This window comes from Gordonia sp. N1V, from assembly GCF_029269935.1.
Lineage (GTDB): Bacteria > Actinomycetota > Actinomycetes > Mycobacteriales > Mycobacteriaceae > Gordonia > Gordonia polyisoprenivorans.
In genome coordinates, this window is the sequence record NZ_JARJDD010000015.1 from 24,967 (window position 1) to 50,696 (window position 25,730).

At 67.9% G+C, this 25,730-nt stretch carries 24 protein-coding genes; 8 read left to right on the top strand and 16 right to left on the bottom strand.

Annotated features, from left to right (window positions below):
- The 4 genes from nrdE to P3L18_RS18620 form a co-directional block, all read right to left on the bottom strand.
- The gene (nrdE, locus tag P3L18_RS18605) at window positions 1–2,208 is read right to left on the bottom strand and encodes a class 1b ribonucleoside-diphosphate reductase subunit alpha (RefSeq protein WP_276114893.1); all 2,208 of its coding nucleotides are present in this window, start codon (window positions 2,206–2,208) and stop codon (window positions 1–3) included.
- Window positions 2,209–2,297: 89 nt separating this feature from the next.
- On the bottom strand, window positions 2,298–2,780 hold the full coding sequence (gene nrdI, locus P3L18_RS18610) for a class Ib ribonucleoside-diphosphate reductase assembly flavoprotein NrdI (protein ID WP_020170731.1): 483 nt from the start codon (window positions 2,778–2,780) through the stop codon (window positions 2,298–2,300).
- Between the two features lie 221 nt (window positions 2,781–3,001).
- Window positions 3,002–3,235 carry a redoxin NrdH gene (locus P3L18_RS18615; protein WP_006367608.1) on the bottom strand — a complete coding sequence of 78 codons (234 nt, stop codon included), beginning with the start codon at window positions 3,233–3,235 and terminating at the stop codon, window positions 3,002–3,004.
- Window positions 3,236–3,590: 355 nt separating this feature from the next.
- Entirely contained in the window at window positions 3,591–4,160 is a 570-nt protein-coding gene (locus P3L18_RS18620; RefSeq protein ID WP_020170730.1) for an NAD(P)H-dependent oxidoreductase, read from the bottom strand.
- Window positions 4,161–4,253: 93 nt separating this feature from the next.
- On the opposite strand from P3L18_RS18620, the gene P3L18_RS18625 reads away from it, so the two are divergent.
- A complete protein-coding gene (locus P3L18_RS18625) occupies window positions 4,254–4,880 on the top strand; it encodes a TetR/AcrR family transcriptional regulator (protein ID WP_006367610.1) in 627 nt (208 codons plus the stop codon).
- Between the two features lie 115 nt (window positions 4,881–4,995).
- On the top strand, window positions 4,996–6,195 hold the full coding sequence (gene hpxO, locus P3L18_RS18630; protein WP_276114894.1) for an FAD-dependent urate hydroxylase HpxO: 1,200 nt from the start codon (window positions 4,996–4,998) through the stop codon (window positions 6,193–6,195).
- 61 nt (window positions 6,196–6,256) lie between these two features.
- Here hpxO and eccB read toward each other — a convergent pair whose 3' ends face one another.
- The gene (gene eccB, locus P3L18_RS18635; RefSeq protein ID WP_276114895.1) at window positions 6,257–7,765 is read right to left on the bottom strand and encodes a type VII secretion protein EccB; all 1,509 of its coding nucleotides are present in this window, start codon (window positions 7,763–7,765) and stop codon (window positions 6,257–6,259) included.
- Between the two features lie 353 nt (window positions 7,766–8,118).
- Here eccB and eccE point away from each other — a divergent pair, with 353 nt between their 5' ends.
- On the top strand, window positions 8,119–9,795 hold the full coding sequence (gene eccE / locus P3L18_RS18640) for a type VII secretion protein EccE (protein ID WP_276114896.1): 1,677 nt from the start codon (window positions 8,119–8,121) through the stop codon (window positions 9,793–9,795).
- Between the two features lie 6 nt (window positions 9,796–9,801).
- Here eccE and manA read toward each other — a convergent pair whose 3' ends face one another.
- The 3 genes from manA to P3L18_RS18655 all read right to left on the bottom strand — a co-directional run bounded on the left by manA (window position 9,802) and on the right by P3L18_RS18655 (window position 12,759).
- Window positions 9,802–11,049: a mannose-6-phosphate isomerase, class I gene (gene manA / locus P3L18_RS18645; RefSeq protein ID WP_079930328.1), complete on the bottom strand. Its 1,248-nt coding sequence runs from the start codon at window positions 11,047–11,049 to the stop codon at window positions 9,802–9,804.
- Window positions 11,046–12,167: a hypothetical protein gene (locus P3L18_RS18650; RefSeq protein ID WP_014360597.1), complete on the bottom strand. Its 1,122-nt coding sequence runs from the start codon at window positions 12,165–12,167 to the stop codon at window positions 11,046–11,048. The genes manA and P3L18_RS18650 overlap by 4 nt, the downstream gene beginning before the upstream one ends.
- Before the next feature lie 124 nt (window positions 12,168–12,291).
- On the bottom strand, window positions 12,292–12,759 hold the full coding sequence (locus P3L18_RS18655; RefSeq protein ID WP_081482465.1) for a DUF3499 domain-containing protein: 468 nt from the start codon (window positions 12,757–12,759) through the stop codon (window positions 12,292–12,294).
- Window positions 12,760–12,900: 141 nt separating this feature from the next.
- On the opposite strand from P3L18_RS18655, the gene P3L18_RS18660 reads away from it, so the two are divergent.
- Window positions 12,901–13,404: a metallopeptidase family protein gene (locus tag P3L18_RS18660; RefSeq protein ID WP_050955222.1), complete on the top strand. Its 504-nt coding sequence runs from the start codon at window positions 12,901–12,903 to the stop codon at window positions 13,402–13,404.
- Window positions 13,405–13,522: 118 nt separating this feature from the next.
- On the opposite strand, the gene P3L18_RS18665 is transcribed toward P3L18_RS18660, so the two are convergent.
- Window positions 13,523–13,786, bottom strand: coding sequence for a WhiB family transcriptional regulator (locus tag P3L18_RS18665; protein WP_170320161.1), 264 nt, complete (start codon window positions 13,784–13,786; stop codon window positions 13,523–13,525).
- 722 nt (window positions 13,787–14,508) lie between these two features.
- Between P3L18_RS18665 and cofD the strand changes: the two genes are divergently transcribed.
- From cofD to P3L18_RS18680, 3 genes are read left to right on the top strand one after another with little or no spacing between them, the layout of a single operon-like run.
- Window positions 14,509–15,573: a 2-phospho-L-lactate transferase gene (gene cofD, locus P3L18_RS18670; protein WP_170320159.1), complete on the top strand. Its 1,065-nt coding sequence runs from the start codon at window positions 14,509–14,511 to the stop codon at window positions 15,571–15,573.
- On the top strand, window positions 15,570–16,937 hold the full coding sequence (locus P3L18_RS18675) for a coenzyme F420-0:L-glutamate ligase (protein WP_014360601.1): 1,368 nt from the start codon (window positions 15,570–15,572) through the stop codon (window positions 16,935–16,937). The genes cofD and P3L18_RS18675 overlap by 4 nt, the downstream gene beginning before the upstream one ends.
- Window positions 16,934–17,503, top strand: a complete 570-nt coding sequence (locus P3L18_RS18680; RefSeq protein ID WP_276114897.1) for an NUDIX domain-containing protein — start codon at window positions 16,934–16,936, stop codon at window positions 17,501–17,503. The genes P3L18_RS18675 and P3L18_RS18680 overlap by 4 nt, the downstream gene beginning before the upstream one ends.
- A gap of 42 nt (window positions 17,504–17,545) precedes the next feature.
- Here the strand turns inward: P3L18_RS18680 and glgC are convergent, their stop codons facing one another.
- A complete protein-coding gene (gene glgC / locus P3L18_RS18685; RefSeq protein ID WP_026919995.1) occupies window positions 17,546–18,760 on the bottom strand; it encodes a glucose-1-phosphate adenylyltransferase in 1,215 nt (404 codons plus the stop codon).
- A 156-nt stretch (window positions 18,761–18,916) separates the two neighbouring features.
- Between glgC and glgA the strand changes: the two genes are divergently transcribed.
- Entirely contained in the window at window positions 18,917–20,083 is a 1,167-nt protein-coding gene (gene glgA / locus P3L18_RS18690) for a glycogen synthase (RefSeq protein WP_205741419.1), read from the top strand.
- Here glgA and P3L18_RS18695 read toward each other — a convergent pair.
- The 6 genes from P3L18_RS18695 to P3L18_RS18720 all read right to left on the bottom strand — a co-directional run bounded on the left by P3L18_RS18695 (window position 20,073) and on the right by P3L18_RS18720 (window position 25,659).
- The gene (locus P3L18_RS18695) at window positions 20,073–20,939 is read right to left on the bottom strand and encodes a putative RNA methyltransferase (protein ID WP_346348441.1); all 867 of its coding nucleotides are present in this window, start codon (window positions 20,937–20,939) and stop codon (window positions 20,073–20,075) included. The two genes, glgA and P3L18_RS18695, sit on opposite strands and share 11 nt — an antisense overlap.
- 71 nt (window positions 20,940–21,010) lie before the next feature.
- Window positions 21,011–21,178, bottom strand: a complete 168-nt coding sequence (locus P3L18_RS18700; protein WP_006367626.1) for a DUF3117 domain-containing protein — start codon at window positions 21,176–21,178, stop codon at window positions 21,011–21,013.
- Between the two features lie 171 nt (window positions 21,179–21,349).
- Window positions 21,350–21,805, bottom strand: coding sequence for a DivIVA domain-containing protein (locus P3L18_RS18705; protein WP_276114898.1), 456 nt, complete (start codon window positions 21,803–21,805; stop codon window positions 21,350–21,352).
- A gap of 104 nt (window positions 21,806–21,909) precedes the next feature.
- Entirely contained in the window at window positions 21,910–22,971 is a 1,062-nt protein-coding gene (locus P3L18_RS18710) for a glucosyl-3-phosphoglycerate synthase (protein WP_014360607.1), read from the bottom strand.
- On the bottom strand, window positions 22,968–23,867 hold the full coding sequence (gene folP, locus P3L18_RS18715) for a dihydropteroate synthase (RefSeq protein ID WP_079930336.1): 900 nt from the start codon (window positions 23,865–23,867) through the stop codon (window positions 22,968–22,970). The genes P3L18_RS18710 and folP overlap by 4 nt, the downstream gene beginning before the upstream one ends.
- Before the next feature lie 22 nt (window positions 23,868–23,889).
- Window positions 23,890–25,659, bottom strand: coding sequence for a long-chain-acyl-CoA synthetase (locus tag P3L18_RS18720; protein ID WP_276114899.1), 1,770 nt, complete (start codon window positions 25,657–25,659; stop codon window positions 23,890–23,892).
- Between the last annotated feature and the right edge of the window lie 71 nt (window positions 25,660–25,730).

The window sequence follows — 25,730 nt, forward strand, 5'->3', positions numbered from 1 at the left end:
TTACAGCATGCAGCTGACGCAATTTTCCACCTCAGTCCCTTCGAGGGCCATCTGGCGCAACCGGATGTAGTACAGGGTCTTGATTCCCTTGCGCCACGCGTAGATCTGCGCCTTGTTGACGTCGCGGGTGGTCGCGGTGTCCTTGAAGAACAGCGTCAGGCTCAAGCCCTGGTCGACGTGCTGGGTCGCCGCGGCGTAGGTGTCGATGACCTTTTCGTAGCCGATCTCGTAGGCGTCCTGGTAGTACTCGAGGTTGTCGTTCGTCATATAGGGCGCCGGGTAGTAGACGCGACCGATCTTGCCTTCCTTGCGGATCTCGATCTTGGCCGCGACCGGGTGAATCGAACTCGTCGAGTGATTGATGTAGCTGATCGAGCCGGTCGGCGGGACCGCCTGCAGGTTCTGGTTGTAGATGCCATCACGCTGCACCGCCGCCTTGAGTTCACGCCAGTCGTCGCGGGTCGGGATGGTGATCTCGGCCTGCGCGAACAACTCCGCCACCCGATCGGTCTTCGGCAGCCACTCCTGATCGGTGTACTTGTCGAAGAACTCACCGCTGGCGTACTTCGAGCGCTCGAACCCGGCGAACGCCTTACCCCGTTCGCGCGCAATGGCATTCGATGCGCGCAAGGCGTGATAGAGCACGGTGTAGAAGTAGATGTTGGTGAAGTCGATACCCTCGTCGCTGCCGTAGAAGATGCCCTCACGGGCCAGGTAGCCGTGCAGGTTCATCTGCCCGAGACCGATCGCGTGGGACTCGTTGTTGCCGTGCTCGATCGACGGCACCGAGGTGATCGAGGTCTGGTCGCTGACGGCGGTCAACCCACGGATCGCGGTCTCGATGGTCTGCCCGATGTCGGGCGAGTCCATGGTCTTGGCGATGTTGAGCGAGCCGAGGTTGCACGAGATGTCCTTGCCCACATGCGCATAGGAGAGGTCATCGTTGAACGTCGAGGGCGTCGAGACCTGCAGGATCTCCGAGCACAGGTTGGAGTGGGTGATCTTGCCGTCGATCGGATTGGCCCGGTTCACCGTGTCCTCGAACATGATGTAGGGGTAACCCGACTCGAACTGCAGCTCGGCGAGGGTCTGGAAGAACTCGCGCGCCTTGATCTTGGTCTTGCGAATCCGCTTGTCCTCGACCATTTCGTGGTACTTGTCGGTCACGTTGACGTCGGCGAACGGCACCCCGTAGACACGCTCGACGTCGTACGGGCTGAACAGGTACATGTCGTCGTTGTTCTTGGCGAGCTGGAAGGTGATGTCGGGGATCACCACGCCGAGGCTCAGCGTCTTGATGCGGATCTTCTCATCCGCGTTCTCCCGCTTGGTGTCGAGGAAGCGGTAGATGTCGGGGTGGTGGGCGTGCAGATACACCGCACCGGCCCCCTGACGGGCACCGAGCTGATTGGCGTAGGAGAACGAATCCTCGAGCAGCTTCATGATCGGGATGACACCCGAGGACTGGTTCTCGATCTTCTTGATCGGCGCACCGTGCTCACGGATGTTGGACAGCAGCAACGCCACGCCACCACCGCGCTTGGACAGCTGCAGAGCCGAATTGATCGACCGCCCAATGGATTCCATGTTGTCTTCGATACGAAGAAGGAAGCAACTGACCGGCTCGCCGCGCTGCTTCTTACCGGAGTTGAGGAAGGTCGGCGTGGCCGGCTGGAAGCGACCCTCCATGATCTCGTCGACGAGATTACGGGCCAGCGCGGTATCACCGTCGGCCAGCGTCAGCGCGACCATGCAGACACGATCCTCGAACCGCTCGAGATAACGTTTGCCGTCGAAGGTCTTGAGGGTGTAGCTCGTGTAGTACTTGAACGCACCGAGGAAGGTCGGGAAGCGGAACTTCTTGCCGTAGGCATGCCCGAAGAGGAGTTTGACGAACTCGCGGTCGTACCGGGCGAGGACCTCGGGCTCGTAATAGTTCTCCTCGACGAGATAATCGAGCTTCTCGTCGAGGTCGTGGAAGAAGACGGTGTTCTGGTTGACGTGCTGCAGGAAGTACTGGTGCGCGGCCTCGCGGTCCTTCTCGAACTGGATCCTGCCGTCGCGGTCGTACAGGTTGAGCATCGCGTTGAGGGCGTGGTAGTCGAGCTCTCCCGGGTCGTGACCCGCCGGCGAGGCGTGCACACCCGACTTGCTGGCCGAGGTGGTGGTGTCGGTGGTCACGTCGGAGACGGATGCGGTGGGCGACACGAGAACTCCTGTGCTTTCGGGGTGTGCGGACGGGCGTGAAGGACTGATCGGGGTGGGGGTCGGCGTGTGCGGCTTCGACGATGAAACGACTACCGCGTCACTGTAGTGAGAGGGTCGGACAAGTCCGGGCGCTCGAAGGCAGGAGTCGCCGCGAACTCGACGAGACCCTCCCGAACCCGCGAGACGTCGTGGTCGGTGCCCATCAGCTCGAACCGATACAGGTAGGGCACGTGACACTTGCGCGAGATGATGTCCCCGGCGAGGCAGAACTCCTCACCGAAGTTCGTGTTACCCGCGGCGATCACCGCGCGAATCCACGATCGGTTGTCGGGGTTGTTGAGGAACTTGATGACCTGCTTGGGAACGAATCCTCCGCCGATCGCGGTCGATGACCTGCCGCCGCCGTAGGTCGGGCAGATGAGCACGAACGGTTCGTCGACTCGGAACGATTCGATGCTGAGTCGATCGGCGACGGGAATCCGTACCGACCGCAGTCCCAGCTTGCGGACGAAACGATGGGTGTTCTCCGACACGGAGGAAAAGTAGACGACCAATGGCGCGGTGCCCGTCATCTGTCTCACCCCTACCGAGTCTGATGAACGTTGTATTCGGTCAACGGCTATCCGATCATGGGCCGTATCTGGTTGAACACCGTGATCACATGCGGAATTTCTTGGTCCGGTTGCCTGCCCCGGTGGATCGCACGGGGCAGGCAACCGCGCACGTGGCTGCACGTCGACCCGCCGGCGGTTCGATCCCGACTTCCCCTCCGGATCGAACGAGCGCGGCGGGCTCAGGCAGCGTTGGCGGCGAGCGCCTTGATGCGGTCGGGACGGAATCCCGACCAGTGGTCATCGCCGACCACGACCACCGGCGCCTGCAGGTAACCCAGGGCCATCACGTAGTCACGGGCCTCGTCGTCGGTGCTGATGTCGACGACCTCATAGGACAGCCCGTGCTTGTCGAGCGCCTTGTAGGTGGCATTGCACTGCACACAGGCCGGCTTGGTGTAGACGGTGATGGCCATTGATGAACGCTCCTCGGGTCACGTGATGATCGGCAGATGCTCGTCGGATGGGTGGCGGTCGGTTCGGTTTTCCAGCGTGAAGAACGTGACGCAGGTCACCGCATCTGGCCTTCACCCGCGGCCGCTGACGCCTCTGTGCATCTCGGCCCTGCTGGTGTTGAGAACACTACACCTAGTGCCTGACATTTCAGAGCACCCCAAGAAGTTGTGAATCACATTCATGAAACTCGCAGGTCGCGACGCATGCAGAATCGCGAATCCCGGCGTGTTGCGGTGCCGCCGGGCGTGTCGCGTTTGCGCGCCCCCACGACCCCTGCTCACGGCTCGCAGGTCACCGCGAACCGTGGCGTGGTGGTCAGACGCGGGCGGGCACCTGATCGGCCAGCACGCGCACGGCAGCACCCACGCCGTCGACGACGTCGGCGGGCAGCGCACCGTCGTCGAGTCCGACCGTCTGGATTCCGAAGTCCACTTCTTCCACGACGCGCCCACCGGCGATACCGACCGACTTGCGGGTGTCCTCACGCGACCAGGTGCCCGCGTAGCGGCCCAGCGCAGCTCCGATGACGCCGACCGGCTTGTCCTTCAGCGCACCATTGCCGTACGGCCGCGACAGCCAGTCGATGGCGTTCTTCAGTACGGCCGGAGTGGAGCCGTTGTATTCGGGCGTGGCCAGCAGAACCGCATCGGCCGCACCCACCTGCGCGCGTAGCCGCGCCACCGCGGGATCGACATCGCCGGCCACCGGTCCGGTCGCGGAATCGAGGTCCTCGTTGTAGAACGGCAGTTGCTCGAGGCCGTCGACCAGGGTCACCGACACGCCTTCCGGCGCATTGTCGACAGCGGCCAAGGCCAACCGACGATTGATCGAGTCCTTGCGCAGACTCCCCACCAGCGCCACCACATGAACGGTCGAATCGGACACGACATCTCCTCCTGCACTCGAGTATCAGTTGATAGAATCAACCGGACCACGGTCCGAATATTTCTGCATGACGTCGAGAGTTAGGTACATCACGTGTCCGAGTCAGAGCACAACGCGCTGTCTCTGCGCCTGTCCGGCACCGGCGAACCCGAACGCGCCGACGCCGCGCGCAATCGCCGCCTACTGCTCGCCGCAGCGCAGACGCTCATCGACACCCGCGGTGCCGCGGCGGTGACGATGGATGCCGTCGCGGCAGCGGCAGGCGTCGGCAAGGGAACGGTGTTCCGTCGCTTCGGCAGCCGGACCGGGCTGATGCACGCCCTGCTCGACCACTCCGAATCCGAGCTCCAGCAGGCCTACCTCTCCGGTCCCGAACCCCTCGGCCCCGGGGCACCACCCCTCGACCGCCTGCTCGCCTACGGGCGGGCGCGGCTGAAGATGACCGTGGATCATCTCGACATCCTCCTCGAGGCCGGCGCCGACAGCGGCGAGTTCATGAAGCATCCGGTCTGGCGCGCTTCCACCCAGCACGTGCAGATCCTGCTGCGCCAGTTGGGTTTCGGCGACGACGTCCACACCGTAGCCATCGCGGTGCAGGCACCGCTGGCGGCATCGTCGGTGCAACACCTCACCGACACCGTGGGACTCGACGTCGCCACCATCACCGATCAATGGGAACGCATGGTGCGGACCCTCGCGGCGGGCTGCGCCGCCCGCTGACCACACCGGCGACGGCCACGGTTTCTCCCCGGAGACCATCGACGGGCAGCATCCTCGACGCGCGCGAGCGCCCCGATCCCCTTAGCCTGTAGTGGTTCTGCGGGAAGGAAGTGTTGTGAAGGCTGTCATCATCGGGGCCGGTATGGGTGGACTGAGTGCGGCGATCGCGCTCAAACAACTCGGCATCGAGGTCGAGGTGTACGAGCAGGTCACCGAGAACAAGCCGGTCGGAGCGGCGATCTCGGTGTGGTCCAACGGTGTCAAATGCCTCAATCATCTCGGACTCGAGCGGGAGGTCGCCGAGCTCGGCGGCATCGTCGAGACGATGAGCTATGTCGAGGCGAAGACCGGCGACACCATGTGCCGCTTCTCGATGCAGCCGCTCATCGACGAGGTGGGCCAGCGGCCCTACCCGGTGGCGCGCGCCGAGCTGCAACTGATGCTGATGAAGGCCTACGGGATCGACGACATCCACTTCGGCAAGAAGATGATCTCGGTGAGCGACGGATCAGACAGTGGCGACGGATCAGACAGTGGCGACGGATCAGACAGTGCCACAGTCGAGTTCGCCGACGGCACCACTGTCACCGCGGATCTGGTCATCGGCGCCGACGGCGCCAAATCGCTGACCCGCGAATACGTGCTGGGCGGACCCGTCACGCGCCGCTATGCGGGATACGTGAACTTCAACGGACTCGTGGAGATCGACGAGGCGATCGGGCCCGCCACCGAGTGGACCACCTACGTCGGCGATGGTCGCCGGGTGTCGGTGATGCCGGTGGCCGGTGGCCGGTTCTATTTCTTCTTCGACGTCCCGATGCCCGAGGGTGCGCCGTACGAACGGGGCAGTGCCAGAAAGGTTCTCGCCGCCGAGTTCGCCGACTGGGCGCCCGGCGTACAGACGCTGATCGCCGCCCTCGACCCGGCGGCGACCAATCGCGTCGAGATCCTCGACCTCGACCCCTTCCACACCTGGGTCAAGGGCCGGGTCGCGGTGCTCGGCGACGCCGCACACAACACCACCCCCGACATCGGACAGGGCGGTTGCTCGGCGATGGAGGACGCCGTCGCACTGCAGTACGCGTTCCGCGACCATCCCGACGACGTACCCGCAGCGCTCGCCGCCTACCAGGCGGCGCGCACCGAGCGCGCAGGCGAACTCGTGCTGCGGGCACGCAAACGCTGCGACGTCACCCACGCCAAGGACCCGGAGAAGACCGCGCAGTGGTATCGCGAACTGCGAGAAGAGGACGGCACCAACATCATCCGTGGGATCGTCGGCAACATCATGGGCGGTCCGGTGACCCCGGTCTGACGAGTGGGGTGTGCCACGATCCCGATCGGCCCGGTCGGACACCCTGCTCGGGCGGCGCGCCCTAACCGGCCGGCACGGCGACCGGCGCGCCGGCGGGGTCGGCAGCGATGGCATCATGCGCGACGAGCGCATCGTGGCGCGACAGCGTCGGTCCCGGGGTGAGCAGTGAGACCACCGACCACGGTGCGAGCGCAGGAGCGTCACCGAGACCCAGGATCCGGCCGGTGGCCAGATCCGCGACGCCGAATCGAATGCCCGAATCATTCAGGTAGAACAGCGATTCGGACCGAGTGCTGTCCGGCTCGTTGCCGGTGACGCGGAGGTACTCACCCGACCCCGGGCGAAGGAAGACCTCGTCGATGCCGGGGCCGCTGCCATCGGCACTGGTCAACGTGACCGGTCGCTGCGACGACTCGATCGGTAATCCGCGGCCGAGGAGCATCGTCGCGGTTGCACGCGGGTCGTCGGCACCTCGGGCCCACGTCGTACACAGCGTCGGGGCCGCCGGCACGTCCACCAGATGCGGTGGACGAGACGGAAACTCGCCGACCGGCAAGGCGGTGCCGGTGTGCGGCACCGCATTGACGACGGCCGGTGCCACCGTCATCACCTCCGCGGCACCACCGTCTTCGGCGAGCCGCAACATCTCGGCAGTGGCCGCTCCGACGGGCTGCACCGCGCCGGCGAGCACCGCGTAATAGTGTGCGGCACCGTCGATCCCGACCGTGCGCACCACCGACCCGATCCGTACACCCGGCGCCGAGATCACCGGCGCCGCCGTGCCGGCAGCGAGGTGGGGGACCCGCAGCGGCGCCACCTCCGGCACCGAGTTGAGCAACCCGGTACTGACCGTGCGCGCCGTGGCCCCCTCGAGTCCGAAGGCCCGCATGACCGCCGGGTCCGCGGTGTCGACCTCGGCGCGCACGGGCACCGGCCGGTCCCCACGCCGGACCGTATACAGCAGGAAGGTCGAACGGCCGTCGGAGGCCAGTACCGCGTCTTCTGGTGCGGCCGTGCGGAATCGGTCACCGAGCGCCGGCCTCTCCCCGATCACCGCCAGCCGCACCGCATGCGGCCCATCCGGCCGGCCCGCGAGTTGTCGGTCGTCGATCCGGTCGCACACGCTCCACGTCGAGGTCCCGGGGTGTGCCGATCCGGGTAACCCGGCAGGCGCTCCCGGGATACCCAGCAGCGCACCGCGCGGATAGTCCGCCAACTTGCGGTCGCTGACCGACGTCGGAGCGGCGGCGTCGCCGACGATCAGGCGCGCCGAGGCGAGATTGAGAACGGGATGCAAGGTCTCGTCGATCACGACGAAGAGGCCGCCGCTGTTCTTGCTCACCAGGATCGCCGACTTGCCCACACTGCCCTGTGGTTTCACCAGACCCCAGATCCCGAAGCCGGCCAACGCCAGCAGCGCCAGCACCGTTCCGAGCACCAGAGCGCGCATCTGCGAGCGCATCGGATCGTGCAGCATCCGGGCGTCGCGGCGGACCAGAGCGTGCTCGAGTCTGCTCAGCAGAAACCGGTAGCCGTTGACCTGAGCCTTCGTGGTGAGTTGCCGCGCCATGCGATTCCCTCCCTTCGCACACGACGGTGTTGATACCCGATTGGACGCACCCCATGTCCATTCGGTTCCCCCTGTGGACTACCGAGTCACCGATCCGTCTTCGCGGCGATTTGCGCGATTTGGGTAGTACCCTAACCGATACACGCGGATCGGCTCGGCCCGATGCGCAGAGGTCGTTTGCGCACACCTCGTCCGGGGCGACGGGTCGTGCACCGATACGTCGGGGGAGACAGGTCGAACAGGGGGCACAGGTGGCATCGAACAGGCCGGGACGGACGGGTTCCGGACAGAATGGGGTGGGCGCGCAGCCGCGAGCGCATCGGCGGGCCGCAGGTCCATCCCCGGTGCGGTGCGTGGTGCTCGTCGAGGTGCTGCTGGCCCTGGGTCTGATGATCTGGGCCGTGAGGGGCGCCCACCTGGGCGGGCCGGCACTGGCGATCGCCGCGGTGGCGGCACTCATGATGATCCCGTGGCGCGAGCACACCTCGCCCCTGCAGCGCATCGGTCGCCGATGCGCCTTCGCCTGGGCGCGTCTGCGTCGGCGCACCGACGACGTCGCCCCCGCACCGTTCGACATTCCGACCCGAACGGTCGTGGGATCACGCGTCGCCGACGTCGACGAGGCGCCGATCGGCGCCCGCTGGGCCGGCGACACCCTGATCACCGCGCTGCGGATCCGCCCCGGCACACCCGTGCTGACCCGGCTCGGCGCGCCGGCCGGCGTCGGTTCGGGGACCGCCGAAGCGCATGTCCCCCTTGACGTTCTCGCCGAGTGCATCGATCCGTTCGACATCCCACTCGCCTCGATCGACGTGGTGAGCCACGGGACCCGACTCCGCGGTCGGGGCCCTGCGGCGTCGACCTATCTGCGGACCCTGGGGCGCCTGTCGGCCACCGCCCACCGGAACGTGTTCGTGATCCTGCGACTCGATCCCCGGGACTGTCCCGACGCCGTCGCCCGGCGTGGCGGTGGCGCCGAAGGTGCACTCCGGGCGGCGACGATCACCACCAAGCGGGTCGCCCGCCGGCTGACCGAACGGGGGCTGGCCGTCACCGCGCTCTCGGCGGCCGAGATGACCGCGGTCACCGACCATCTCACCGCCGGCCACGAGCTCGACGAGCTGACCGAGGAGTGGGACGGGTTGCGCGGCTCCCGACTGACCACGCGGTCGCTCGCCGTCGATCCGGACGAACTCCCGCGGGTGGCTGCCGACATCTGGTCGCAGCCGAGCGCCGCGACGACGCTGACGATGCGTCTCGGACGAGGCACCGATGGTCGTCTGCGGGTCGCCGCACTGGTCCGTCTCGACGGTCGCCCGGCCGACGATGGGCCGAACGGCAGCGGCCCGAACAGCGGTGACCCGGCCGGCACCATGCGGTTGCGCGGCCGCCAGTTCGATGCGTTCACCACCTCACTCCCGGTGGCATCGCCCTCGCGGCTCGCACGCGCGCTACCCGCGGCCGAAGGCGCACGTGCCGCACGACTCGTCGAGCACCTCGCGCTCCCCGCCGGCGGCTGCGGACAACTCCTCGGCGCCGATCGGAGCGGTCACGCGGTCGCGTTGCCGCTCGTCGGTCCGGGCGTCGAGGTGGTCGTCCTCTCGGGCTCGTTTGCGATGATCGCCCAAACCGTCCTGCGCACGGTTGCGATCGGGGCTCCGGTGGTGCTCCACACGGCCTCCGCGCAGCGCTGGCACCACCTCGTCGCCGCCGTCGCCGATCCCCCCATGCTGCACGTCGCACTCGCCGACAACGCGCCCCGCGGGGTCCGGGTGGATCTCTACGACGGGATCGACCCGCCGGCCGGTCCCCCACCGCCGGGCGTCACGCGTTTCGTCGTCGACGACGGCACGCGCCGTCCCGGATCGGCCGCGACGATCTCACTCATCCAGAATCCGCGTGTGCCCCAACAGATCTCGGTGGTCACCGCGACCGTCCGGACGACGGTGACCATGGTCGCGTTACCCGAGGAGTGGGCGATGATCGGAGAGGCCGCGCGCAACGAGCCTGTGCCCGCCGGACGCGGATAACCCCGATCACCCGTGGATCGGCACCAGCGCGCGGAAGAACACCGCACGCGCCGACGCCGCGCGGACCACCACGTCGGGATCGGCGTCGGTCAGCCAGGCCGCCCGGCCCGCGGTCACCGCCAGCGGTGCACCCCCGGCCGGACGGACCTCGATGGTGCCGGACAGCACCGCGAGGATCTGCGGGCCCGGCATGTCGAAACTGATCGATGACGGCTGCGTCATCCCGGTGCCGTCGAGTTCCACACGGGACAGCCGGAATTCGGGTGCCGGAGTGAGATAGATGCGTTCGGCGCCGACGGTGCGGATCGCCGGGATCAGGTCGGGCACGTCGACCGGCGTGAAATCGAGGACCCGCAACAGTTCGGGCACGTCGATGTGTTTGGACGTCAACCCGCCGCGCAACACGTTGTCGGAGTTGGCCATGATCTCCACCCCGGTGCCGTCGAGGTAGGCGTGCAGGTTGCCGGCCGGCAGGTACAGACCCTCACCGGGTTGCAGTCGCACCCGGTTGAGCAGGAGCGAACCCAGCACCCCGGGATCGTTGGGATACATCTCGCCGAGTTCGAGCAGGGTCCGCAGTTCGTCGCCGAACCCGCTCTCACCCGATTCGAGCACGCGCACCGCAGCGGAGAGCACAGCGGGCGTCACCCGTTGGATCGTGGCCTCCGGCAGGGTGAGCCAGGTGGTGAACAACGCGCGCAGACCGTGTGAATCCGGTTGGCCCACCAGCATTCCCAGGAACGGATCGAGTTCGCTGACCTGCAGCTCGCGCAGCAACTCGACGGTGACCGCCGGGTCACGGAAACCCGCGAGAGCATCGAACTCGGTGAGCGCGACCACCAACTCCGGTTTGTGCCACGGATCGCGGTAATTGCGGTCACGCGCGTCGAGGGCGAGCCCTTGGGCGTTCTCCCGCGCGAAACCCTCACCGGCCTGGTCGGACGAGGGATGCGCCTGCAGCGACAGCGGTTCGTCGGCGGCGAGGACCTTGAGCAAGAACGGCAGCCGACCGGAGAACCGCTCGACGGTCGGCGCACCGAGGGCGGCGGTCCGATCGGACTCGATCACCGAGAGCAGATCGGCGCCGATCGTCGTCCCGTCGTCCTCGACGACGCACGCCGGACCGGCGCTGTGAGCGCCGAACCACAACTCGGCCTCGGGGTGCGGTGACGGTACCGGTTTGCCACGCAGCGTGGCGATCGCGGTACGCGACCCCCACGCATACGTGCGGACGACTCCCTCGATGACCTTCATCCTTGCTCGGCTCCGATCAGTCGCAGGTACACCGCTGCCATTTCGATACGCAACATCAACACCAACAGGGACGTGAGATCGCCGGGGGCGTCGGCCGGTTCGGCGGGGTCACCACCGACCACGGGCGGGACCTGCGCATCGGCGTCGGCTCCGACGAGGACCTCCGTCGACGCCAGGGCGCCGATGCGACGACGCGTGTCCCACTCGCGGGCGGCGGTGGTGGCCACCATCACCCGCGGTGGGCCATCGCCGCGCGGCCCGTCGATCTGCGGGTCGTAGAACAGGGAGTCGGCGGCCGACCCGGCCTCGGCGACCGACCAGATGTCTCGCGAGACACGTGAAATGTCGGCGAGATCGGCTGTCGCGCACCGACTTCCAGAAACCGCGAAGAGCACCGCGGCGGCTCGATCGGCCACCGCGAGTGTCGCGGGTGAGTCACCGGTCCACATCACCGGCCCCTCGCCGAGCCGAGCGGCGAGGATCTTGGCCTGGTTGTGGAAGGTCTCGCGCGCGGGATGATCGGCGGCAGCCTCGGAGTCGAGCGCGTCGGCGAGGTCGGACACCGTGGGTGCGGATCCGGTGAACCGGACCTGGGTGAGCGCGGTGAACACCGCGAGCAACACTGCCACGAAGCCGGGGAAGCGAAACCGGGGATCGACGTCCACCCGAGGCGAAAAGTCGATCCCATTGCCCCCCAATGCATCCCGTAACGGACCTTCGATGGGCGCACTGATCACGACCTCGGCGCGACGCCGCAACGACCGCGCTGCGGCGTCGGCGAGAGTCATGTCACCGCCATCGATACCGGCGAGAACGACGACGTCGAGCGGACCGATCCAACCGGGCAACGCCGAGGTACACACGATGGGGACGTCGACCCGCGTGGCGAGCATCGCACACACCATCGCGGTGGCGCCGGCGGCCGGACCACCCGGGGCGCACACGATGACCACACTGCGGGGACGCAACTCCGAGAGCGGCTCGGCGACACCCTCACGCACGGCCTCGGCGACCGAGCGCACCTGCGCCCCGGCGAGTGCGGCCGCGTGCAGGAGTCCCTCGGTGTCGGCCGCGATCAGGTCGTCGACGTCGTCGAGATCGGGGGCACCGGTTCGCATGACCCCTACAGTAGTCAGCCGTTCGGCACGGCGCCCACACAGCGCGCGACCCGATGACGGGCGGCCGTCGGCGGTTCGGTGCGCCGGAGTGCACGAGCCATCGGTGGGCACTCGAGGCGAGCGGTCAGTCGACGGGGTCGGGCAGGACCCGGAGGTGGCCGCGCCGGCCCGGGCGCGGTTTGGTGGCACCACCACGCGGCCCGGGATCGGCGGGATGTGCGTCGCGGGTGGGCGCGCGGTGGCGCCCCGGACGCATGTCGTCGAACGCATCGATCGGATCGGGATGGGACATGTCCGCGGCAACCCGCCCGGCACGTCCTCCTGAGCTGGCCTCGCGCACGGCCTCGGCAAGGGCGGTCAGCTCGTAGTCCTCGGCCAACGGCGCCGAGAAACCCCGTTCGCTGCGCAGCATCTCCCAGCCGCGGGGCACGGTGATCCGGCGCGCATGCTCGTCGCACAGATCCCAGGAATGCGGTTCGGCCGAGCTGGCGAGGGGTCCGATCACGGCCGTCGACTCCGCATAGACAAAGGTCAGGGTAGCCACCGCGGAACGGGTGCAGCCGGGCCTGCAGCACTGGCGGGGAAGCTTCACGTCATTGAGGTTAGCCCGGCCCGGATCGATCCGGTGATCCCGACACGCGTGAACCGTCGACACCGACACCGCGGACAGGCAACCGACACGAGACAGGCACCGACACGAGACATTCGGCAGGCGCCCTCCTACACTCGCGCCATGCGATTCGATGGTTTTCGGCCACCGCGCGCCGGTCGCACCGGGCCGGCGCGTACCCCTCGGCGCCGTGAGCGCCGCGGGCGTGGATTGCGGACACCGTTGTTGCCGCCGAGCGTGCCCGCCTGGCGCAGCAAATCCGACGAATTCGACGCGGTGGCCATCGAGGCCTTCGCCGAGATCGATGCGCGGTGGCACGACGAGCTCGCCGGACTCGACATCGCCGTCGACGAGATCCCCCGCATGTTGCCGCGGGATCCGGAGACGATCCAATGGCCCGACGAGGTGACCGCCGACGGCGCGATCCCGCTCGCGCGGCTCATCCCGGCGGGCGTCGACGTCCACGGGCAGCCGACCCGCGCGAAGATCATCTTGTTCCGCAGACCACTGGAGAGCCGCGCGCGTCGCGACACCGAACTGATCGAACTGATCCACGAGGTGCTGGTGCAGCAGGTCGCCACCCACCTCGGCGTCGACGAGGACACGATCGACCGGGGACTCGACTGACCCGGCACGGCGGGACGGCGTCGCTGCGTCAAGATCTCACCGTGGCCGGTCTCGGTGGCCGACGCCGATGGTGATCACCGCACGGTGATCACCATGACCGGCGCTCGCCGGCCGCGGCTCAGATGATGCCGCGCTTGAGGCGGCGGCGCTCGCGCTCGGAGAGGCCGCCCCAGATCCCGAACCGCTCGTCATTGGCGAGCGCGTATTCGAGGCACTCCGCCTTGACCTCACATCCGGAGCAGATGCGTTTGGCCTCGCGGGTCGATCCACCCTTCTCCGGGAAGAACGCCTCGGGATCGGTTTGGGCGCACAGCGCCCGGTCCTGCCACTGCTCCTCCACCGCGTCGAACAGATCGTCGAACTCGTTGGGCACCAACGACAAATGCCGTCGCGGGGCGTCGGACTCGGCGTCGAAGACCCCGACCTGCGGCGCGGTCAGGAACGTTTCGTTCACCGGTCCGAGACTGCGATACAACGCGTCGTCCGAGCCGGTGATGTGTGAATGATCTTGTGGTTCAAGGGGATTGCCGATCGGGTTGTCGAATGCCATCGTCGGCCCCTCCTGCCTGGGAAGTCGTTGTACTGCTGCTGTCTCGCGCCACGGCGTCACTGCCGCGTCACCCCGTCCACCTGTTCGTCGTTCGATCTTCACCAGTGCCCGGCGTTCCGAGTCGCACTCACACCACGCGAGCACCACATCGACCCGAAGCGACATCCGGTCGAACATTCTATCGAAAACACTTAGCTCTCAGTGATTCTCGATCTCGAACCGAAAATGACACTGATGTGATTACACACGCTGGCGGCCACTCAGGTCAAGCCGAGCGAGAAATCTTCTTAATACCACTGGCCGAGGAAAACCGGAGTCGCGACACGTGGGGAAGATGATTCGTCAGGAATCTCACATCGCCTGCGCGGCCGGACGTCCGGGTTGCGACCTCAGCCGCACCCGGACACCGACCCGTACGGTCTACCGGAAGCGCGGGCGCGGCGCCACCCGGGTCGGTGTCGGTCGCGCGCGTCGGTCGTCGGTTCTGGTTCACCCGCTTGTCGTGGGGTCACCAGAGTCGGGCCGCTGCCGTCGGGTCACTACAGTGGAGCGCTGTGAAGGTGACCGTTCTCGTCGGAGGCGTCGGTGGCGCTCGATTCCTGCAGGGTGTCCGCGAATTGTTCGGGCCGACGCCGTTTCCCGCGCCCGCCGAGGACTCGGCGGGCGACGAGTCGGCAACTCCCCCTGGCCCCCATGAGATCACTGCGATCGTCAACGTCGGTGACGATGCGTGGATGCACGGGGTACGGATCTGCCCCGACCTCGACACCTGCATGTACACCCTCGGCGGTGGCATCGACACCGAGCGCGGGTGGGGGCGCAGGGGTGAAACCTGGCACGCCAAGGAGGAACTCGCCGCCTACGGCGCCGATCCGGACTGGTTCGGGCTCGGCGATCGCGACCTCGCCACCCATCTCATCCGCACCCAGATGCTCGACGCGGGCTACCGGCTCTCCGACGTCACCGCCGCACTGTGCAAACGCTGGCAGCCCGGTGTGCGGCTGTTACCGGCCACCGACGACCGCCACGAGACCCACGTCGTGGTGTCCGCTCCGGGCGGCGAGGACGGCGCCCAGGTGGCGATCCACTTCCAGGAGTGGTGGGTTCGGCACCGGGCCAAGATCCCGACATTCGGTTTCGCCCAGGTCGGTTCGGACGACACGCACGCCGCTGCAGGGGTGATCGAGGCGATCGCCGACGCCGACGTCGTCCTGCTGGCCCCCAGCAACCCGGTGGTGAGCATCGGCGCGGTGATCAGCGTGCCGGGCGTACGCAGCGCGTTGCGCACCACCGGGGCACGCGTCGTCGGCGTGAGTCCCGTCATCGACAACCGGCCCCTGCGCGGCATGGCCGACGAGTGTCTGTCGGTGATCGGGGTCGAGACCACCGCCGAGGCGATCGCGGCACACTACGGCGCGCGCAGCGGCAACGGGCTCCTCGACGGGTGGCTCATCGCCGACGGCGACGAGGCCGCGGTCGAGGGCATCTCCATCGGCGCCGCTCCCCTGCTGATGACCGACCCGATCGCCACCGCGCACATGGTGCGCGCGGCGTGTGCTCTGGTCGGCGTCGACACCCCGGAGATCGCCGGACCGGACTCCACCGGAGCTGATCGATGACCACGGGCGACGGCGCATCTCCGATCACCGATCACCGCGCCCCTGGCATCATCGAGGTGCGCCCGGTGACCGGGTTGCCGGAATTCGACACGACCACCGACCTCACCAGCGAGATCCTCACGGCCGCACCGTGGTTGGCGTCCGGTGACGTGCTGGTGGTGACCAGCAAGGTCTTCTCCAAGACCGAGGGCCGCATGGTGCCCGCCCCCACCGACCCCGACGAACGCGACGCCCTGCGCCGACGCCTCGTCGTGCAGGAATCGGTGCGGGTACTCGCGCGCCGCAACCGCACACTGATCACCGAGAACCGACTCGGCCTCGTGCAGGCCGCCTCCGGCATCGACGGGTCGAATGTTCCGGTCGACGCGCTCGCGCTGTTGCCGGAGAACCCCGACCGCAGCGCCGCCGAACTCCGCGCGTCCCTCGCCGCGGCCGCGGGCATCGATGTGGCGGTGATCGTCACCGACACGATGGGCCGCGCGTGGCGGACCGGCCAGATCGACGTGGCGATCGGAGCGGCGGGGATCGCGGTCACCCATCCCTACGAGGGTGGCGTCGACAGCCACGGAAACCCGTTGGTGGTCACCGACATCGCCGTCGCCGACGAGATCGCGGCCGCGGCCGATCTGGTGAAGGGCAAACTCGCGGGCGTACCGGTGGCCGTGGTGCGTGGATTGCAGCCCACCGACGACGGGTCACGGGCGGCCGATCTGATCCGGCCCACCGACGAGGACCTGTTCCACCTCGGTACCGCCGAGGCGATCGAGCAGGGCCGCCGGGAGGCACTGCTGACGCGGCGGTCCGTGCGCGCCTTCGCCGACACCCCGGTCGACCCGGAATCGATCACCGCGGCATGCGCAGACGCGCTCACCGCACCCGCTCCGCACCACACCCACCCGGTGCGATTCGTGTGGGTCCGCGACGCCGCGCGCCGAACGCGACTGCTCGATGCGATGGGCGAGGCCTGGCGCGCCGATCTCGGCGCCGACGAGAAGACCGCCGAGTCGATCGAGAAGCGCGTCGCGCGCGGGCGCATCCTCTACGACGCCCCGGAACTGGTGATCCCGTTTCTGATCCCCGACGGCGCCCACACCTATCCCGACGAGCGTCGCAACGCCGCCGAGCACACCATGTTCACCGTCGCCGCAGGTGGCGCCGTCACCGCCCTGCTCGTCGCCCTCTCGGTACGCGGACTCGGCTCCTGCTGGGTCGGTTCGACCATCTTCGCCGCGCCCGTGGTGACCTCCCACCTCGAGGTCCCCGCGGACTGGGAACCGTTGGGCGCCATCGCCATCGGCCACCCGGCACAGGAGTCCGGGCTGCGCGGGAGCGCGCCCACCGACGACTGGCTGATCGTCCGGTGAGCGCCGAATCCCTGCACGATTCGGCGGTGGCGACGCTCGAGGACTGGACGGCGCCTTCGCCGGAACAGGACTCACTGCGGCACACCTATCGCGCCTTCCTCGACGCCGCCGCGCAGGCCTGCCTACGCGCTTACCCGCCCGGTCACCTGACCGCGTCGGCGATCGTCTTCGACGCCGGCGCCGACCACGTACTGCTGACCCTGCATCCGCGGGTGGGCAAATGGATTCAACTCGGTGGGCACTGCGAACCCGACGACGCGACCATCGCCGACGCCGCGCTGCGTGAGGCGCGCGAGGAATCCGGCATCGACGGTCTGGAGTTGGCCGGGCTCGCGCAACTGCACACCCATCAGATCACCTGTTCGCTCGGCGTGCCGACGCGACACCTCGACGTGCGGTTCGTCGCGGTGGCCCCACCGACGTCGGACGGCGGCCTGCCGCCGATCACGATCAGCGACGAGTCACTCGATCTGCGGTGGTGGCCGGTCGAGGCGTTGCCCGCCGACACCGAGGGCACCGATATCGTCACCCTCGTCGCCCTCGGACGCAGCATCCTCGCACCCTGAGCGAGACACCGGAACGCTGAGCAGACCGGCGCCCCGGAGCGCTCAGACGCGGATGTTCTTGCCGACGGTCACCACACCACCGGCACTGACCGCGAAGCGCTGACGATCGGCCTCGAGGTCGGTACCGAGTTGTTCACCCTCGCCGACGACGACGTTCTTGTCGAGGATGGCGCGTCGGACCACCGCACCCTTGCCGACCCGCACGCCGGGCATCAGCACACTGCCCTCCACGACGGCACCGTCCTCGATCATCACGTTCGCCGAGAGCACCGAGGTGCTCACCGATCCGGCCGACACGATGCATCCGGCGCCGACCACCGAATCCTGGGCGTGACCGCCCTGCACGAACTTCGCGGGCGGCAGATGCAGTGTCTCACCGCGAATCGGCCAGCGACGGTTGTACAGGTTGAACACCGGGTGCACCGACACGAGGTCCATGTGTGCGTCGTAGAACGCGTCGAGCGTCCCGACATCACGCCAGTACCCCCGGTCGCGTTCGGTGGCACCGGGCACCTCGTTGTCGGCGAAGTCGTAGACGAACGCCCGCTGCTGGTTCACGAAGGCCGGGATGATGTCGCCGCCCATGTCGTGATCGGAATCGGAGTCGGCCGCGTCGGCGCGGATCGCCTCCACGAGCGCCTCGGTGGTGAACACGTAGTTGCCCATCGAGGCGAAGGTGACGTCGGGGTCGTCGGGAGTGCCCGGCGGATCGGCGGGTTTCTCCAGGAACCGGGTGATCAGCCCCGACTCGTCGGCATCGATGCACCCGAACGCGCTGGCCTCCGCGCGCGGCACCCGGATGCCTGCGACGGTGACGTCGGCGCCGGAGTCGATATGCGCCTCGACCATCTGCGACGGGTCCATCCGATACACGTGGTCGGCACCGAAAACGACGATGTACTCCGGTTGTTCGTCCTCGATGAGGTTCATCGACTGGAAGATCGCATCGGCGCTGCCGGTGTACCACCGCGGACCCAGACGCTGCTGCGCGGGCACCGGGGTGATGTACTCCCCGTGGAATCCCGATGACCACCAGGTCTGCGAGATGTGGCGGTCGAGTGAATGCGACTTGTATTGCGTCAGAACGCAGATGCGTTCGTAACCGGCGTTGACCAGATTGGACAGGACGAAGTCGATCAGCCGGTAGGCGCCACCGAATGGGACCGCCGGTTTCGCGCGGTCCATCGTCAGCGGGTACAGGCGTTTACCCTCACCGCCCGCAAGGACGATACCGAGCACGTGCGGCTGTGATCTCACACTCACAACTTAACCGCCAATCTGTGCACGGGCCAGACGAACACACACCTCGATCCATTGATGTTCGCGATGTTCTCGCCTCGACGACATCCGGCTCCCGCCGAGTTTGCCCCGCTTTCGTGGCGAACTGCGCGCGCGGGCACTAGCGTCGTCGTCATGAGGGTGGCGATGATGACACGGGAGTATCCACCCGAGGTCTACGGTGGTGCCGGAGTCCACGTGACCGAGCTGGTGCGACACCTGCGCGCACTGATCGAGGTCGACGTGCACTGCATGGGACAACCGCGGGACACCGCGACGGTCTACGCGCCCGACCCGGGGCTCGACGGCGCCAATGCGGCGATCACAACGCTGTCCGCCGATCTGCGGATGGCGGTGGGTGCCGCCGGTGCCGACCTGGTGCACTCGCACACCTGGTACACCGGTCTCGCCGGGCATCTGGCGGCCGAGTTGCACGGTGTGCCACATGTATTGACCGCACACTCACTGGAACCGATGCGGCCGTGGAAGGCCGAACAACTCGGTGGCGGCTATCGGGTGTCGAGCTGGGTGGAACGCAACGCCGTCGAGTACGCCGACGCGGTGATCGCGGTCAGCTCCGGGATGGCCAACGACGTATGCGAGACCTATCCGCGCCTCGATCCCGATCGAGTCCACGTGGTACGCAATGGGATCGACACGTCGCAGTGGTTTGCCGTCGACGACCCGTTCGGTCCGGACTCGACGTTGACCACACTCGGCGTCGACCCCGAACGGCCGATCGCGGCTTTCGTCGGCCGGATCACGAGACAGAAGGGCGTCGCCCATCTCGTCGCGGCCGCCCACCATTTCGATCCCGACGTGCAGCTCATCCTGTGCGCAGGAGCACCGGACACCCCGGAGATCGGTGCGGAGGTCGAGTCTGCGGTCGCCTCGCTGTCGGCCGCGCGCCACGGCGTGCATTGGGTCCGGGAAATGCTTCCACTCCCGCGCATCCGGGAGATCCTCACCGCGGCAACGGTATTCGTCTGCCCGTCGGTGTACGAGCCACTGGGCATCGTGAACCTCGAGGCCATGGCCTGCGGAACGGCAGTGGTGGCCTCGGCAGTCGGCGGCATTCCCGAGGTGGTCCGCGACGCCGTCACCGGCGTCCTCGTCCCCTATGACCCCGCCGATCCGGTTGCGTTCGAGCGCGGCCTCGCCGACGGCGTCAATGCGGTGGTGCGTGATCCGGCGACCGCCGAATCGATGGGCAAGGCCGGACGCGAGCGGGCCGCCGCGGAGTTCTCCTGGGATGCGATCGCCGAGCAGACCCTCGGGGTGTATCAGGCAGTCACACGCTGAAATCCGGCCCCGACGGATGGGGCCGGTCACCGCGAATGCGGCACACCGTGACGGTGACCGCGACGGTGATCTGCAGGCTGCCACCGTGAGCGCCGGCCACGGCGTCGGCCACCTCGTCGATGTGCGCACGGTTGTGGTGAAATGCCGAGGGCCCCATGGCGACGAGGTCGGCGATCGTCGGCGCGGTCACCGTGCACTTCTCCTGCACCACCCGCCGGTCGACGATGTCGAAAGCCGGTGACAACGCGGCCTCGATCCGATCGTCCTTGTCCGGTCCCACCGTCAGCATGCCCAGCGGGCCCACGAGCTCGGTCAGGTGATCGGGACGGGGGGCCACGATGACCAGATGACCACCCGCGCGCAGGACACGCGCGGTCTCGGCGATGTTGCGCGGGGCGAACACCGACAGCGCCACCGCTGCCGAACCCGACCGCATCGGGATCTGCCGCCACACGTCGGCGACCACACTCGCGGTGGTCGGCTCGCCGCGCGCCGCCGCCCGGGCGCACGCCTTGGACAGGTCGATGACCACCCCACGCGCGTTCGGGGCCCGGCGCAGGCACGCACGGAGGTACACACCCGGGCCGCCCCCGAGATCGACGATCAGGGGGGACTGCTCATCGGCGGGGCACAGACCGGCAGGGCACAGATCGGCGACAGCGGTGGCGGTGGCCTCGACGACCGGCGACAGGACCCCTGCATCATGCACACGGAGTCGAGCGGCAACCATCTCCGGACTGTCGGCACGGAGTGCACCCGAGCGCCCGTCGAGGAGCGCGACGTAGCCGTGGCGGGCGATGTCGAACGAATGGCGCCGACCGCACCGCAGCGCGGCGTGGTCGGCGGTGAGATCCAGGGCATCCGAGCAGACCGGACACCTGAGGTCGGGAAGTAGCTCGGTCAGCGCCGAGCGGGCCTGCGACCCGGTCAGCCGGTGACCCCGCGGAGTTCTTCGCCGAGAGCCGCGGCCTCGTCCGGGGTCAGCTCGACCACCAGACGTCCACCACCCTCGATCGGAATGCGCACGACGATCCCACGTCCCTCCTTGGCCGCTTCCAGTGGCCCATCTCCAGTTCGTGGCTTCATCGCCGCCATTCTCAAACTCCCTTCAGAGTCTCGCGTCGCCGAGGGCTCCCGGCCGTCGCCGGACGATCGTTCCGACATGACGGCGCAGCCCGGATCGCGGCCATGCGGCCGGTGACGGTGGTTGCCGCCAGAGCAATGATACGTGGCGCGCCGACGTGCAGATGCCCACGCGCCCGCATGTCAGTCACGCGTTTCGGTCACGGACCCGGCAGTGGGGTCGGCAGAAGCCGCCTCGGCGCCCTCCGGGAGGGACTCGAAGGCGGCCCCCTGTGGGTCCTCGACACCCGCGGACGCCGGGCCCGCCTCGTGACGACCGATGCCGGCGGCGACCGGGTGCACCGACGCGGCGTCGCGGTCCTGCAGCTGCTGGATCAGCGCGCGGAGATCGTCGATCTCGTCGGCGAGCCGGGCCAGCGCCCAGTCGACCTCGCTCTGCTTGTACCCGCGGACGGTGAGCGCGAATCGCAGTGCGCGCACGTCGTATCCGTTGATCCCGTTCCGCGGAAGACGGGTCAGCGTCGAGGTCGCGTCGACCGGTGGAAGGTCCTCACCGCGACCGAACACGAACCAGACCACGGCGAAGACGACGGCCACCACGACCGCCATGATCAGCAGGTACAGCAATAAGGTCTGCATGATCCCATGGTGTCAGAGAGGTGACCGGCCGCGCCGCCGTGGCCTGGTGCCACGTCGCGATCACCACGGCCCGAGGCGAGCGCCCGCCGGGCGAGGCGAGCGGCCTACGAGGCGATCTCCTCGTCGTCGGCGGCGATGTCGACCGCGCGCAGGGTCTTCATCGGCGGACGGTCCTCGAGATAGACGTCGGTGGTGTGCGGGGTGAACGTGCCGTCGGGCTCCGCGGTGAACTGCGTCAACCCGACGCCCGAATCCTCGATGCCGCACCGGCGCATCAGGGTGCCCACGATTTGGCGGCTCATCACGCCGAGCTCGATGAGCGGGCGGTTGCGGTGGGTGCGCACCCCGAGATTCACCTGGCCGATGCCCTCGAGGCCGTACCGGTCGTAGGTGTCGATCAGCAGGCCGATCTCCACCCCGTATCCGGGCGCGAACGGCACCGAGGCGAGCATCTCGCGGGTGCCTGCGTACTCCCCACCGAGTGGCTGGAGCACCGCGGTGAGTTCGGGTTTCTGCGAGGCGAGCAGTGGCCGTGCGACGAGTTCGGTGACGCGGCCGCCGCCGTTCGCGTCCTGCGTGCCCCCGGTGCGCAGAGGGCGGCGGTAGTAGCCCTTGACCAGCTGGATGTCGGGGTTCACCAGCAGGGGTCCGAGCATCTTCGGCACGAACATCGGATCGGGGTCGATCAGGTCGGAGTCGACGAAGGCGATGATGTCACCGGTCGCGACGGCGATCGAGCGCCACAGCACCTCGCCCTTGCCCTTGACGGGCTCGAGTTCGGGGACCGCGTCCTCGCGGCTGATCACCTCGGCGCCGGCGGCCCGCGCCCGTTCGACGGTTGCGTCGGTGGACCCGGAGTCCAGCACGATCAGCTCGTCGACGAGTGTTCCGACCAGCGGCCGGATGGTGGCGATGACGTCGGCGACGGTTTCTTCCTCGTTCAGGGCGGGCAGGACCACCGATACCGTGCGTCCGTCCTTGGCGGCGACGAGGTCGTCGATCGTCCAGTCCGGTTGTTCCCAGGTGTGGGTGGTCGACCACGAACCCCGGTCGGCGGTGTCTGCGGGCGCCGGCCACATGGCGGCCTTGTCCCGACCGGTGGATGCCGTCGGTGTCCGACCGGCGACGTGTGGGCGGTTCTGGGTTCGACGTACCTTCTTGGTCATGCGAGTCCCCTGACTGTTCTGGCTGGAGGCCGTGTGCCCGCTATCGCGGCGACCATGTCGACCACGCGGCGGGTGGCGGCGACCTCGTGGACGCGGAAGATCCGGGCGCCGTGTTCAGCGCTCAGAGCGGTCGCCGCGAGTGTGCCCTCCACCCGGTGTTCGAGGTCCACTCCCAGAGTCTCCCCCACAAAATCCTTGTTGCTCAGCGCCATCAGCACCGGCCAACCTGTCTTAACAAGATCTTTTACGTGACGTAACAAGGTCAGCCCGTGGTGGGTGTTCTTGCCGAAATCATGCGTCGGATCGATCACGATCGAGTCACGGGCAACACCCGCGGCCTCGGCCCGACGGGCCGCCGACGTCACCGCTTCGAGCACATCGGCCACGACGTCGGTGACCGCATCGCCGTAGGCGACCCGATGCGGTCGGGTCCGCACCACCGCGCCGCCGGTGTGCGAACACACGATCCCGGCCCGGTGGGCGGCGGCCACCTCGACCAGTCCCGGGTCGGCTCCGGCCCAGGTGTCGTTGATGAGGTCGGCGCCCACCGCACACGCCTGATCGGCGACCTCGCTGCGCCAGGTGTCGACGCTGATGAGCAGATCGGGGTAGCGATCACGAATCCAGGCGATGAACGGCACCACCCGCGCGATTTCCCCCGCGGCGTCGACCTCCTCGCCCGGGCCGGCCTTGACACCGCCGATGTCGACGATGTCGGCGCCCTCGGCCACGACGCTCTCGACCCGTTCCTTGGCCGCGTCGTCGGTGAAACTGGCCCCGCGGTCGTAGAAGGAATCGGGTGTGCGGTTCACGATCGCCATCACCAGCGCCCGATCGGCGGCGACCGGACGGCCGCACAGGGTTTCGCCCCCGTACTTCACACGTCGCGCGTCCATGGCGACCAGACTACGAAAGCACTCAGTTCTTGGGTGCCTTGGCCGCTGCGACGTCGTCGGGATAGGAGTCGTAGTACTCGACGTATCCGTCGGAGCGTCCGGCGAGCACGTAGAGCGGGTCGTCGCCGACCTTCTCGTAACCCTCGTCGCGCAGCTCGACCTTGCGGTTCTTGAACGTGGAGGTGGCCTCGAGCTGACCGACGATCCGGATGAACAGCGGCATCGCATACGACGGCAGGGCCTCGTAGAGGTGCGACGCCATCTCCTTGCCGTCGAAGCTCGCACCCTCGCGCAGCGTCACCGCCGCCATTCCGGCCTTGCCGTCGGTGCCCGGGACCTCGACGCCGAAGACCACCGACTGCGCGATCGACGGGTGGCCGTCGAGCCCGGCCTCGACCTCGGTGGTCGCGACGTTCTCACCCTTCCAGCGGAACGTGTCGCCGAGTCGGTCGACGAAGGCGATGTGGCTGAAGCCCTGGTCACGAACGAGATCACCGGAGTTGAACCAGGCGTCGCCGTCCTTGAAGGCATCGCGGACGATCTTCTTCTCGGTTTCCTCCGGATCGGTGTAGCCGTCGATCGGGACGCGGTCGTTGACGCCGGAGATGAGCAGGCCCGTTCCGCCGCGTTTCACCTTGGTCAGCCGACCGTCGGCGTTGCGTTTGGGCTTGCCGTCCTCGTCGTACTCGACGATCGCGTACGGCAACGGACAGAACCCGGCGGTGCGGCTGGCGCTGAAGGCGTTGACGAACACCAGGTTCAACTCACTGGCCCCGTAGAACTCGACGATCCGGTCGATGCCGAACCGCTCGCGGAACTCGTCCCAGATGTCGGGGCGCATGCCGTTGCCGACCACGAGACGCACGCTGTGGGCGCGGTCGGTCGGCTTCTCCGGCTGCGCCAACAGATAACGGCACAACTCACCGATGTAGCAGAACGCCGTGGCGCGATTGAGGATGACGTCGTCCCAGAATTTCGACGCCGAGAAGTGTTTGCCGATGGCGATACAGGCGCCCGAGGCGAGCACCGAGGACAACGACACCGACAGTGCGTTGTTGTGATAGAGCGGCAATGGCACATACATGGTGTCGCTGGCGCGCAGGCGCACCGCGAGGCCGCCGATACCCGAGAGACTGGCCAGCCACCGGTTGTGGCTCATCACGCTGGCCTTCGGCAGGCCGGTGGTCCCGGAGGTGAAGATGTAGAACGCCTCGGTGGATGCCGGCAGGGTCGCGGTGACCTGCGGGTCGGCCTCCGACCGTCCCTGCGCCGCGGCATCGAGTGCGGCGAAGTCGAGAACGTGCTCGGGCAGTGCGCTCTCGGGAATCGACTCGAAGGCCTCCGCGCAATCCGGGTCATGGACGAACACCCGGGCCCCGAGGAGCTTCATGCTGTGCTCGAGGACGTTGCCGCGCTGGTTGTAGTTGATCATCCCGGCGATCGCGCCGAGCTTGACCGTCGCGAGCATCACGAACAGATCTGTTGGGCAGTTCTTCGACAGGATCGCCACCACGTCGCCGGTCTGCACACCCTTCTCGGCGAGCACGGCGGCGTAGCGGTTCACCGTCCGGTTGGCCTCACCGTAGGTGGTCGACTTACCGCCGAACCGCACGAACGGCCGGTCCGGGTGGTTGGCGGCGTGCTGCGCGAAGATCAGGCCGATGGTGCGCTTGGCGTCAGCGGGCCGCCTGATCAGCCCGGGTGCGTGCTTGATCATCTGGGGCGCCTGCGGCGCCATCTTGAGCACGCCTTTGAACAGATCTGTGATTCCGACGGTGTCCTGGGACGACATCGACTTACTCGCTCTCCGGTTGGACGACGATGGCGCGCGCTGTCCGCCGCGAACACACGACGCCAGCTCGT